Genomic DNA, 12,933 nt, shown 5'->3' with positions numbered 1-12,933 from the left:
ATTCAGGGAAAAGTAAAACCTTATGAACCGGATTTCCGATCCCATGCCTGATAGCGCAGCCAATCATGGCGCCCACGAGGATGACCTTGACCCGACAGTTAAGCTGAGGGGGCCGGGTGTTGGATCACGGCGTATTTTCCTGTTCGGGGCATCTATTTTCTCGACGGCTTATGCCGCGTGGCTGATGGCGGACGTATTGGGTGCGGATCAGCTTACCGTCATGGAAATGGTGGTGATTGCGTTCTTCATGATCAATTTTGCATGGATTTCGCTGTCCTTCTTTACGGGGATTGTCGGGATATTCCTGCGCGGGTTCGGGTTGGATGCCATTACGCTGAAACGGTTGAAGCCGATTGCGCGCAAAGGGTCGTTGAAATCCAAGAACGTGATTGTCATCCCGGTTTATAACGAAGACCCGGACCGGGTGTTTGCCGGGTTGCGTGCGAGTTATGAAAGCCTTGCCGCGACGGGCGAAATTGATGCGTTTGATTTCTTTGTTCTGTCCGATACCCGCGACCCGGATATCTGGATCGCCGAGGAAGTTGCATGGGCCAAGGCCTGCGCGGATCTGAAAGCGCGCGGCAAGATATTCTTCCGCCGTCGTGCGGAAAATACCGAACGCAAATCGGGGAACCTTAAGGAATTCTGCGAAACCTATGCGACGCATTACGATCACATGATCGTTTTTGACGCCGATAGTGTGATGTCTGGCGAGGCCATGGTGAATATGGCCTATCTGATGGAAAACAACCCCGATGCCGGGATCATCCAGAGCCCGCCGCAGCCGACCGGCCGTCAGACCCTGTTTGCCCGTATCCTTCAGTTCATTTCGCGCGTTCATGGCCCGACCATGTCGGCCGGTCTGTCATTCTGGTGCATGGGCAGTTCGAACTATTGGGGGCACAACGCGATCATTCGTGTGCAGGCTTTCATCGATTGCTGTGGGTTGCCGGTTCTGTCGGGCAAGCCGCCGATGGGCGGGCATATCCTGAGCCACGATTTCGTCGAAGCCGCCTTTATGCGCAAGGCAGGCTGGCGTTGCTGGCTGATCCCGCAGCTTGAAGGTAGCTGGGAAGAATTGCCGCCGAACCTGATTGATTATGCAATCCGTGATCGCCGCTGGTGCCAGGGCAATATGCAGCATGCGCGGCTTCTGTTTGCGCCGGGATTCAGGCCGCTTAGCCGTTTGCATTTCTTTATGGGTGTCATGAGCTTTGGCTCCTCGCCGCTGTGGCTTTTGCTGTTGCTGTCTTCGACGATTGCGACGCTGCAGAACACGCAACTGACCTATAGCTTCTTCCCCAGCCAGTTCACGATGTTCCCGCAATGGCCGGTTGATCGGTCGTTCGAGATGCTGGTGCTGCTGGTCTTTACCATCGGTATGCTGGTGGTGCCCAAAATCATCTCGATCCTGATGGTTTGCCTTGGCCGTGACCGGAAGAAATACGGTGGGGTCATGGTGCTGGCGAGCGGTATCCTTGAAACGCTTTATTCCGCATTGCAGGCACCGATCATGATGATGCTGCATGCGCAGTTCGTGTTTTCGGTTCTGACCGGCAATCAGGTGGGTTGGGACGCGCAGGAACGTGATGATACCGGTGTGCCGTTTAAGGCCGCACTTAAAACCCATCGGACGATCATCGTGATCGGCCTTATCTGGGGGGCGGTGGCGCTGTTTGTGGATACGGCGTTCTTCTGGTGGCTGTCGCCAATTCTGGCGGGGCTTGTTCTGGCGCCGTGGCTGACGCATTGGTCAAGCAGCCTTGCCATCGGGCGTGCCGCGCGCCGGATGAAGCTTTTTGTGACACCGGAAGAAACCGAATCACCCGAAGAACTTGCGACATTGGCGCGCCTGACGGCGGAAGCACCTGATGAGGATGTCAAAGACGGGTTGCTGCGCCTGATCGAGGATCCGTTTGCCAACGCATTGCATTCGGCCCTTTTGCCCGCGCGCAAACCCGACCGTCGGACCCAGATCGAGATCGGGATCATCTATGAAAAGCTGGCCCGGTTGGGGGTCGAAAGCCTGACACGGGACGAGAAGCTTAAGATCCTGTCGTGGCCGGTCAAGCCGCTTGACCAGATCATGGCGGGGAAAAAGGACGAAAATGCAAAGCTGCCTGCTAATTCGTCATAGTGCATTGATTTTCTTGCATGGGTCGCGCCACAAAAACGCCCCGATTTGATCAAAATATGCCGCGGTTTTTCGGTGATCATAATCCTTACCAAAGAGTTAATCGCCGATTGTCGCCATTTAGCCCGAAGGGGCCGCAAACATGACTGACCTGACCATCGCATCCAAAGGTTACGCCTACGCTGCTTTTGAATCTGCCGCAGTGACCCGTCTGATCGACGAGACCGCGCGTGCATGGTTGCGCTCGTTTAGCGTTGATAATCCGCACGCCCATCAGCGTCTGGTGAACGAGTTGCGTACCGCGTTGCAGCAGGACTCCGTTGCGACAACGGAAAAAGAAAGCATGCAGGACATCCTTGATCAGGCGGCCCACGATGCCATCGCAAGCTGGTTTGCCGATCTGAGCGGCCAGAACAACTGTTTTGGTTCTTCGGGCTTTGCCATGATGCGCTGTGCTTTCCTGTCGGCCAACTGCGACAAGGCATGGTCCGAGCGTTTTCTGGATCGTGAGCACAGCAACAATGACCTGGCCCTTGCCCTGTCGGTACAGATGATGTGCCCGACTCCGGCGGTTAAAAGCTGTGTGATGCCGCGCCAGTCGCTGGATCGTCGCGCCGCGTCCTAAGAATTTAAAGATTTGCGCTGACTTGTCTTACCCTCAACGTCACTTGCGCATTACCAACGAAGCACTGCCATAAAGGCGGTGCTTTGTTGTTTGTGCATCGGGCCAAAAAAGAACCCGCCCAAAAGGGCGGGTCGAGTTCAGCGGGCGAGTGGGACCTGATCCCGATTGAAATCAGATCCCGATGACGTCAGGGCACACACTCCCCAACGCCGACGAAAAAGGGTTCAGGCGGCCTTGCGTGCCGCGGACAGTTTTTCAAGAAGCCGGGCGACGGCCGGATCGTTTTTGCCGTTCCGGTCCATTTCAAGGAAGAAGTCCGGGTAAGGAGCCTTGCCCGGTGTCAGGTTGTAGGGTTCGAAATCGGTGATCCCGATGGCTTCGAGCACGCTTTCATCGGTGAAGAAGCCCCCCGTAACGTCGCGTGCGGGGGATGTCAGGATGGCGTGCGCGGCATCGGCAAGGATTTCGGGGCTACGTGCGCGACCCTGTTCAAGACCGGGGATCATGTTAAGGGCGGCGGTTTCGATCACGGTTACGGGCCAAAGCGAGTTGACAGCGACACCTTCGTCTTCGAATTCGGCAGCAAGACCCAGCGTCACCAGGCTCATACCGTATTTTGAAATCGTATAGGCCGTGTGATTGGCAAACCATTGTGCCGACAGGTTGGGCGGTGGCGACATGGTCAGGATATGCGGATTATCGGATTTCATCAGATGCGGCAGGCAGGCCTGCGCGCAGGCGAAACTGGCCCGGGTGTTGACCTGATACATCAGGTCAAACCGTTTCATCGGTGTTTGCAGGGTCGGGGTCAGATTGATCGCACTGGCATTGTTGATCAGGATGTCGATCCCGCCAAAGGCATCAACGGTTCTGGCGACGGCATCGGCGATCTGGTCTTCTTCGCGAATGTCGGTTTTAAGGGCGAGTGCCCTGCCACCGGCTTCCTCGATCTCGGCGGCAGCACTGTGAATGGTGCCGGGCAGTTTGGGATGGGGTTCATCAGTTTTGGCGATGATCGCGACATTTGCCCCGTCGCGTGCCGCACGCAGCGCGATTGCCTTGCCGATCCCGCGCGATGCGCCGGTGATGAACAGTGTTTTGCCAGCTAAACTTGCCATGATTTTCTTCCCTGAATTTTCTTATGATTTGCCAAATTGCGGGCTGCGTTTTTCGACAAAGGCGCTGACACCTTCGCGGAAGTCGTGGCTTCCGGCGCAATCGGCGAAGGCGGTGGCTTCCAGTTCCAATTGTTCGGCCAGATCATGTTCAAGCGCGGTGTTGAGCAACGCCTTGGTTCGGGCAAGGGCGTCGCGCGGACCGTCGGCAAGGCGTGTCGCATATTTGGCTGTCGCCGATGCCAGTTGATCGGCGGGGACGACCTTGTTGATCAGGCCGCATTCGTGGGCGTCGGTCGCGGTGAACCGGTCACCCAGAAAGGCGATTTCCTTGGCCTTTTTCATGCCGACAAGGCGGGGCAGCGAATGGGTTGATCCGCCGTCGGGTGATGTGCCGATATGGATATAGGCCAGTGTGAAAACGGTTTCCTCGGCAGCAACCGCAAGGTCGCAGGCATTCATCAGGCTGATGCCAAACCCGGCAACCGCCCCTTCGAGCTTTGCAATAACCGGACGGGGCAGGGCGGTTAGGCGGATGATGATGTCATGGACCCGGTTGATCATGGTTTCGATCTGGGGGCGGGATTCTTCGGCCGGGTTTTGCGACAATTCATAAAAGAACTTAACATCGCCGCCCGCCATGAAAGTGCCGCCTGATCCTTCGATAATGACCGCGCCGATATTGGCAATTTCCGCCTCGATCCGGTCAAGCGCGGTGCCAAATCCTTCGATCATGGATTGATCAAGCGCATTCATCCGGTCGGGCCGGTTCATTGTGATCGTTGCGATCTGATCGGTGATCGACAGCAAGACGGCATCATTTGAAGTCATAAGAATTCCTCCCGCGGGTTTGTGCCCGGTTATTCTTGTCAGGCGGCAAGCCGTGCTTCGATGGCGGTTTCCATGTCCGGCCAGCCTGAAAGCCAGTCGGGCATGACCGGTGACGTTTCATCCGCACCCACCAGCCTGCAAATCTGTTCGGGCGGGACGATGCCATCGGGGCCGACAAACACGGCTTTCACAACGCCAAGTGCCAGAGTTTTGCCCTTCGCGGTAAAGCGCTGTTCCAGATAGAAACCCTTTTCGTCCCAATAAAGGGCCTGGGTTTCGAGTTTGAAGCGCTGAAACGGTTTGATCGCGCGCTTGAACCGCATGGTGGACCCGGACACGACCGGCTGCCATTTGCGTTTAAGCATCTGTCTGGCAATGCCGTTGCGCAGGATCAGTTCGGTGCGTCCGAGATCCATCAGGGCGAAGTAGCGCGAATTGGTCATATGGACATTGATATCCAGATCCAATGGCCACGCCCGGAATGACAAGACAGACGGATCAAGCGGATGCAGACCGGGCCGCAACCAGGACAAGACCAGCACACGGATCAGTCGGAAAATCAGATTCACGACAGGCTCCTTGTGCCGATATATGCCGGTTGAGGGATGCGGCCCGTTTGCATGATCAGAACAGATCCTCGTCCAGTTCCATCATGGTGTCGGACCCGGCCATCATCGCGCTGAACAGCGCGCCGGACTGCGGCAGGATGCGTTCCATATAGAATTTGGCGGTGATCAGTTTGGCCTTATAGAAACCGTCCGGATCGTCGTCCTGTTTCGCCAACGCGATTTCCGCCATGCGGGCCCACATGTAGCCAACCGCGACCAGACCAAACAGACGCAGGAATTCGGTGGCTGCAGCCCCGGCTTCGTTCGGGTTTTTCATGCCGCGTTGGGCCAGTTCACCGGTTGCCTGCTGCAAACGCATGAAGGCCTTTGCCAGTGGCTGGATGAAATCGCCAAGCCCGTCCTTCGAGACATTGGCTTCGATATATTCCTGTACCGGGTGGAAGAAGCGCCGAAGGTAACGACCGGCCTTTGCCGGCATTTTACGCCCGACAAGATCAAGGGCCTGAATGCCGTTGGTGCCTTCGTAAATCTGGGCGATGCGGGCATCACGAACATATTGTTCCATACCCCATTCCCGGATGTAACCGTGGCCGCCAAAGACCTGCACGCCGAGATTGGTGTTATCAAAGCCCCAATCGGTGAACAGGGCCTTGACGATTGGCGTCATGAGCTGGACGAATTCGTCGGCTTCTTCGCGTTTGACCGGATCGGCATGGTGTTTGGCGGTATCAAGCGCGCGCGCCACCCATATGCCCATTGCCCGGCATCCTTCGTTGGTCGCGCGTGCGGTCAGAAGCATCCGGCGTACATCGGGATGTACCAGCAGGGAGTCGGCAGGTTTGTCGGGGCTTTTGGGGCCGGTCAATGCCCTTCCTTGCAGGCGGTCACGGGCATAGGCAGCCGCCCCCTGATAGGCGGCTTCGCCAAGTCCAAGACCCTGAATACCGACCGAAAGGCGTTCCTGGTTCATCATGGTGAACATGGCGGGCATGCCCTGATGGGGTTCGCCGACCAGATAGCCGATTGCGCCATCAAAGTTCATGACACAGGTGGCGGATGCCTTGATGCCCATCTTGTGTTCGATCGACCCGCATTTGACCGCGTTGCGATCGCCAAGCGATCCGTCATCGCCAACCATGAATTTCGGGACCAGGAACAGGGAAATGCCCTTGGTCCCCTTGGGCGCATCGGGCAGTTTCGCCAGAACCAGATGGATGATGTTTTCCGTCAGGTCATGTTCCCCGGCCGAGATGAAAATCTTGGTGCCGGAAATGGCATAAGACCCGTCTTCACGCGGTTCGGCCTTGGTCTTGATGATGCCAAGATCGGTACCGCAATGCGGTTCGGTCAGGCACATGGTGCCAGCCCACGTGCCTTCGACCATTTTCGGAAGATATTTGTCCTTCAGTTCGTCCGAGGCGTGGCTGTGAAGGGCGGCATAGGCCCCAAAAGACAGGCCCGGATACATCCCGAATGACAGGTTGGTCGAACAGATCATTTCCTCGACCAGGGCATTGATCGTTTTCGGCGCACCCTGACCGCCATAGGCGGGATCGCAGGCAATGCCGGTCCATCCGCCTTCGGCAAAGGTCTGATAGGCTTCCTTGAAGCCCTTGGGCGTGGTGACAACACCATCATCCCAATGACAGCCTTCCTCGTCACCTGTGCGGTTGATCGGGAACAGGAGTTCCTCGCAGACCTTGGCGGCTTCTTCGAGAACGGCATCGACGACGTCCGGTGTGAAATCCTCGCATCCGGGCATCTGGTTGATGTCGTTATAGTCAAACAGTTCGGTCAGGACGAAGCGCATGTCGCGCAGCGGTGCTTTATATTGGGCCATTTTTCTGTCCTCCTCGTCCTAGTTTCGCAACGGCTTGCCGGTCAGAAGCATATGTTCGACCCGGGCCATGGTGCCTTCGTTGCGGACCAGACGCATGAAGCCTTCGCGCTCCAGTTCCAGAATGTCGTCTTCGGAAAGTTCTTCGGTGACGTCGGTGTCACCACCGGCCAGAACCCTGGCAAGTTCACCTGCGACGACACGGTCGTAATCGGTGGCCTTGCCCAGACGATAGAAACCATCAACCGCCATTTCGAAGGCGACCCGTGCGCTTTCGCCGGGCAGGCGATAGGTGAATTCTTCGGGGGCTTCGTAACCATCGACCATGGAAAGCGCGCGCGCCTTGGCATCGGCCAGCAGACGGTTGCGGTTCATGGTGATGCCATCACCCTCGCGGAAGAACAGGTTTTCCTTGGCTTCCATTGCGGATTTGGCAACGGTTGCCACCGAAATGATTTCAAACGCCTTGGCACTTGGTGCCATCGGGCCCTTGGGGAATTTCGGGTTTTCGGACCAGCGACGGATCATTTCCTTGCACCCGCCCCAGGCCGGGATCAGGCCAACGCCGGGTTCGACCAGACCGATATAGGTTTCCCCATGGGCCTGTACGGCATCACAATGCAAAAGGACCTCGCAGCCACCACCCAATGCCATGCCGCTGGGCGCGCCAACAACCGGGAAGGGCGAATATTTCAGGGCCTTGTAGGTTTCCTGACCGGTTTCAACGAGGTTTTCGATTTCCGGCCACGCGGCGATATTGGCGGCAAACAGCGCCAGACCAAGGTTGGCCCCGGCGGAGAAATTACTGCCTTCGTTATAGATCACCATCGCCTTGAACTGCTTTTTGACAGTCCGGATGGATGTCTTGATCATGCCAAGAACATCGGCATCAAGCGCATTCATTTTGGTATGGAATTCAAGGCAGGCGACGCCGTCACCGATATCCCAAAGCGATGCGGCGCGGTTGCCGACAACCGGTTCGGATTTGCGTTTGATGTCTTCAAGCAGAAGAACACCGTCCGGACGAACGACGTCGGCATATTTGCCATCAAAACCAAGGAAGAACAGCGTGCCGTTTTCGACCTTGTAAAACGATTTTCCGGCCGCCTTTTTGAGTAATGCCGGGACCTCGATACCGTCCGCTTCAAGCATGGCAATCAGGGTATCGACCCCGATGGCATCGATCAGTTCGAACGGACCGGTTTTCCACGCATAGCCAAGTTTCATCGCGTCATCGACATCGACAATCGAATTGGCGGCTTCTTCGGCGATGAAGGCGGCATAGGCAAGGGTTTTGGCCATCACGGCACGACCATAAAGGCCCCCCTTGTCCTTTGCTTCCATCATTTTGCGCGGGTCTTTACCGGCAGAACGGACGCTTTCAAGGCGGGCTTTTTCCGATCTGGCGAATTCACCGGTCTGAAGATTGACCGATTCCTTGACCTTTTCGCCACCTTCACGGTTCAGACGGTAAAAACCGCCCTTGCCCTTGCGACCGGTATAGCCATCCGCGATCAGTTTGCCGACCAGATCGCTTTCGCGGTAAATCGAGTGGAACGGATCGGATTTATCAAGGGCACCTGCCATGCTGGATTGCACATGGGGCATCAGATCCAGACCCACCAGATCCATCAGGCCAAAGACACCGGTTTTGGGAATACCGAACGGGCGACCGATGACGCTGTCGGCTTCTTCGACAGTCAATCCCCGATCCATCGCTTCGACCATGGCGGCCTGAATCCAGTAGACACCAAGGCGGTTGGCGATAAAGCCCGGCTTGTCATGGCAGATGACACAGGTCTTGCCCAGTTTATGATCGGCAAATTGCTCGACCATGTCGATGACGCCGTTTCGGGTGACGTTTGATCCGACCAGTTCCAGCAGACGCATATAGCGCGGCGGGTTGAAGAAATGCGTGATGATGAAATCCTGTGCAAACCCGTCGCCCATGCCATCGATCAGTGTGGCCAGCGGAATGGTCGAGGTGTTTGACGAGACAACCGAGCCCTTGGCGCGAACCGCGTCAATCTTGCGATACAGATCCTGTTTGATATCAAGGCGTTCGATGACGGCCTCGACGATCCAGTCACATTTGGAAAGCTTATCAAGGTCGTCCTCGATATTGCCGCACGTGATCAGCTTTGCCACACGTTTGGACATGAACGGGGCCGGATCGGTTTTCAGCATTTTGGCAACCGCACCTTCGGCCACCGCGTTGCGGTTTTTTGATCCTGCGGGAACGATATCAAGCAACAGCACGGGCGTGCCCGAGTTGGCGATATGGGCGGCAATCCCAGCCCCCATAACACCGGCGCCGATAACGGCGACCTGTTTGATGCTGGTCATTACATCGCCTCCAGAATGGTCGCGATCCCCTGACCCCCGCCAATACATTGCGAGGCAAGTGCGTATTTGCCGCCTTCACGTTTAAGAAGGGCGGCGGCCTTGCCAACGATACGCGCACCCGTTGCCCCCAGCGGATGCCCGATGGCCAGTGCGCCGCCATCGATATTGACGGTTTTGATATCCAGGCCAAGGTCGGAAATGCTGGCCATTGCCTGCGACGAGAATGCTTCGTTCAGTTCAACGACATTAAGGTCGGATGCCTTGATACCAGCGCGCGCCAGTGCCTTTTTCGAGGCACCAACCGGGCCGATCCCCATGATTTCCGGCAGGCAACCGTCAACAGCGACAGATTTGATCCGTGCCAGCGGTGTGAGGCCGTGTTTTTTTGCGTATTCCTCGGAGCAGACCAGAACGGCAGATGCACCGTCGGTCAGCGGCGAGGATGTGCCCGCAGTCACAACACCATCCGCCTTGAAAGCCGGTTTCAGATCGGCCAGACCTTCGGCTGTGGTGTCGCCGCGAATGCAGCCGTCTTCGGCGATTGTGCCATCGGGGCCTTCAATCGGGATGATTTCATCGACAAATTTTCCTGCTGCCTGTGCGGCGGCGGCCTTTTTATGGCTTTCAACGGCAAAGGCTTCCTGATCGGCGCGCGACAGGCTGTATTTGGTTGCGACGTTTTCCGCCGTATCACCCATGCCCATATATGCCTCGGGCATTTCCTTATACAGGGCCGGGTTCGGCATCGGGTTGAAGCCCATCATCGGCACGCGTGACATGCTTTCGATACCGGCACAGATAAAGGCATCACCGGCACCAATCGCGATTGCGCCTGCTGCCTGATGGATCGACTGCATGGATGATCCGCAGAAACGGTTGACCGTAACACCGCCGACCGAGCGCGGCAGACCGGCAAGGAACGTGATCAGGCGGGCGACGTTAAGACCCTGTTCGCCTTCGGGGAAGGCGCAGCCCAGAACCAGATCCTCGATCGTGTTGGGATCGATACCGGTTTTATCCACCAGACCTTTGACGACCTGTGCCGCAAGATCGTCAGGACGGACCTTGGCAAGGGCACCTTTGCGTGCCGGGGTGAAAGGCGACCGGACATATCCGGCAATAACGGCATTGGTCATGGCGAAGTATTCCTTCCTGAGCTGTCAGCGATTCCGGAAAGCAATTGTTACGCTACCGGATCGAGTCCTTTTTCTTTAAGCGCATCAATCGATTGTTGTTCGATGTCACGCAATTCATCCAAAGTGATGTCCAGTGCCTGGCGTTGATCTTCCAGGGCTTCTATCCGTTCCCGAACCCGGGTCAGCAGCATTTTGATCTGCTCGGCCTGGGTGGGGTCTGCGCCATAAAGATCCAGATAATCTGCAATCTCCTTCAGCGTGAAACCCAGCCTCTTGCCCCGCAGGATGATCAGCATTCTTGCCCTGTCCTGACGGGTATAAATCCGGGTGGTGCCAGCGCGCTGTGGTGCTACGAGACCCTTTTGTTCGTAAAACCGGATGGTGCGTGGTGTGACCCCCAGATTCTCCGCCAGTTCGGGAACGGTATAAAACCGGTCGTCAATTTTCGTCATTTGATCGCCCTTATGGTATATATTTTTATCTTTACGTCAATTAGTTTACGTTAACGTCACTTGGATTTTTTCCATTCTGTGTGACGTGACATTAACGTATTGAATTATTGTGCTTTTCCCTCGCGCTTCAGGCGCTCTTCCTCGACCAGTTCCTTCTTCGACAATTTGCCGACCATGGTTTTTGGAAGTTCTTCCCTGATCTCGATTTCGCGCGGCATCTCGATTCTCGAAATCTTGTCGTCAAGGAAGGTTCGAAGATCTTCGGCGGTTACATCGGTGACATTGTCCTTCAGACGTACAAAGGCCTTGGGCGCCTGACCGCGATATTGATCCGGAACGCCGATTACGGTGACCTCGGCGATCTGTTCGTGCAGATAAAGCGCTTCTTCGATGGCGCGCGGATAGACATTGTAACCGCTGCACAGGATGACGTCTTTAAGCCGATCAACCAGAAAGATATATCCGTCCTGATCGGCATAGCCCACATCGCCGGTCTTGAGCCAGCCATCGACAAAGGTTTCTCTGGTTGCCGTCTCGTTCTGCCAGTATGCGGGCATCACCTGCGGACCGCGAACGCAAACCTCGCCTTTCTCGCCGGTCGGCATGATTTGATCCGGTCGGTCAAGCGACCTGATCTGGATTTCGGCGCCGGGCATCGGAATGCCGATTGATCCTTCCTTATTCACGCCCTTGACCGGATTGCATGTGCAGACCGGGCTGGCTTCTGTCAGGCCATAGCCTTCGACCAGTTTGGCGCCGGTGATTTCTTCAAAACGGTGTTTGACTTCAACAGGAAGCGGCGCGCCGCCCGAAATGCAGCAACGGACCGAAGACAGATCATGTTTGAGCGTTTCCGGCGAGTTATTAATCGCCGTGTAGATCGTCGGCACACCGGGGAAGATCGTGACGTTTTTCTTGTCGAGTGCCTTTAACAACGCATCAAGTTCAAAGCGCGGCTGCAGAACAAGTTCCGCCCCGAGATTGATCGATGTGTTCAGTGCCACGGTCATGGCAAAGACATGGAAGAATGGCAGCACACACAGCGTGACTTCGTGCCCCGGATTTGCATCGGGCATCCAGCGTGTCAGCTGATCGACATTGGCGCTGAGATTCCCGTGGGTCAGCATTGCCCCCTTGGGGCGACCGGTTGTACCACCGGTATATTGCAGCACGGCCAGATCGTTGACCGTTACGTCGGCAACGAAGTTTATGGGTTTGCAGTCAGTCAGTCGCGAGAAGGGGATATGACGCAGATCCCTGGGGATTTCGGCAAGCTCGCTGCGTTTGAACAGGCTGAAAAGAACGCTTTTGACCGGGGGAAGGATATCGCTCATCTCGCAGACGACGATCCGCTTCAGGCAGGTTACATCAAGGCAATCGGCAACCTTGGAATAAATCTGCTTCAGATTAAGCGTTACCATCAGGCGGCAACCGGAATCCTCGATCTGATAGGCGATTTCGCGCTTGGCATAAAGCGGGTTAAAATTGACAACGACACCGCCGCATTTCAGCACGGCATAATAGCAGATCACGTAGTAAGGCGTGTTGGGCAGGCACAGCCCGACCTTGTCGCCTTTACGCACGCCCAGCTGATGAAAGCCTTCGGCGACGCGATCAATTTGTCTGGAAATGTCTTCGTAGTCGTAAATTCGACCCAGGAAATCAAGACATGGGCGCGTGGCAAAACGCTTTGCCGCATCATCAAAAATCTCGTGAACCGGGCGCATGCGCACCGGCGAGCTGACATCGACACCATTTTGCAGGACAGGCGCGTCTTGGACGTTTATTTGGTTCATACGCGTTAACTCCATTACGTTAACGTCACTTTGCGGGCAAAAAAAACCGCCCGATGCGGAATGGCAAGCCGCCATCCCGCATCGAACAGTAT

The 12,933-nt window shown here is 56.1% G+C and carries 10 protein-coding genes; 2 read left to right on the top strand and 8 right to left on the bottom strand.

The window, feature by feature from the left end; translation table 11 throughout:
• Positions 1–43: 43 nt before the first annotated feature.
• Positions 44–2,137, top strand: a complete 2,094-nt coding sequence (mdoH, locus tag TH468_RS05895) for a glucans biosynthesis glucosyltransferase MdoH (RefSeq protein ID WP_246832226.1) — start codon at positions 44–46, stop codon at positions 2,135–2,137.
• Positions 2,138–2,276: 139 nt separating this feature from the next.
• Positions 2,277–2,759, top strand: a complete 483-nt coding sequence (locus TH468_RS05890; protein ID WP_085642635.1) for a hypothetical protein — start codon at positions 2,277–2,279, stop codon at positions 2,757–2,759.
• A 224-nt stretch (positions 2,760–2,983) separates the two neighbouring features.
• On the opposite strand, the gene TH468_RS05885 is transcribed toward TH468_RS05890, so the two are convergent.
• The 8 genes from TH468_RS05885 to TH468_RS05850 form a co-directional block, all read right to left on the bottom strand.
• Positions 2,984–3,877: an NAD(P)-dependent oxidoreductase gene (locus tag TH468_RS05885; RefSeq protein ID WP_085642634.1), complete on the bottom strand. Its 894-nt coding sequence runs from the start codon at positions 3,875–3,877 to the stop codon at positions 2,984–2,986.
• A gap of 21 nt (positions 3,878–3,898) precedes the next feature.
• Positions 3,899–4,705, bottom strand: a complete 807-nt coding sequence (locus tag TH468_RS05880) for an enoyl-CoA hydratase/isomerase family protein (RefSeq protein WP_085642633.1) — start codon at positions 4,703–4,705, stop codon at positions 3,899–3,901.
• Positions 4,706–4,743: 38 nt separating this feature from the next.
• Complete coding sequence (locus TH468_RS05875) at positions 4,744–5,274, bottom strand: thioesterase family protein (protein WP_085642632.1); 531 nt, start codon at positions 5,272–5,274, stop codon at positions 4,744–4,746.
• A gap of 55 nt (positions 5,275–5,329) precedes the next feature.
• Positions 5,330–7,114 (bottom strand): acyl-CoA dehydrogenase C-terminal domain-containing protein, encoded by a 1,785-nt coding sequence (locus TH468_RS05870; RefSeq protein WP_085642631.1) that lies wholly within the window; start codon positions 7,112–7,114, stop codon positions 5,330–5,332.
• Between the two features lie 18 nt (positions 7,115–7,132).
• Positions 7,133–9,457 carry a 3-hydroxyacyl-CoA dehydrogenase/enoyl-CoA hydratase family protein gene (locus TH468_RS05865; protein WP_085642630.1) on the bottom strand — a complete coding sequence of 775 codons (2,325 nt, stop codon included), beginning with the start codon at positions 9,455–9,457 and terminating at the stop codon, positions 7,133–7,135.
• A complete protein-coding gene (locus TH468_RS05860; RefSeq protein ID WP_062950362.1) occupies positions 9,457–10,593 on the bottom strand; it encodes a thiolase family protein in 1,137 nt (378 codons plus the stop codon). The genes TH468_RS05865 and TH468_RS05860 overlap by 1 nt, the downstream gene beginning before the upstream one ends.
• A gap of 47 nt (positions 10,594–10,640) precedes the next feature.
• Positions 10,641–11,045: a MerR family DNA-binding transcriptional regulator gene (locus TH468_RS05855; RefSeq protein ID WP_085642629.1), complete on the bottom strand. Its 405-nt coding sequence runs from the start codon at positions 11,043–11,045 to the stop codon at positions 10,641–10,643.
• Between the two features lie 104 nt (positions 11,046–11,149).
• A complete protein-coding gene (locus TH468_RS05850; RefSeq protein ID WP_085643001.1) occupies positions 11,150–12,841 on the bottom strand; it encodes a long-chain fatty acid--CoA ligase in 1,692 nt (563 codons plus the stop codon).
• Positions 12,842–12,933 lie beyond the last annotated feature (92 nt).

It is taken from the genome of Thalassospira sp. MCCC 1A03138 (assembly GCF_002115785.1).
GTDB lineage: Bacteria > Pseudomonadota > Alphaproteobacteria > Rhodospirillales > Thalassospiraceae > Thalassospira.
The sequence above is the reverse complement of the archived record's forward strand: the minus strand, read 5'-3'. Positions and strand labels throughout refer to the sequence as shown.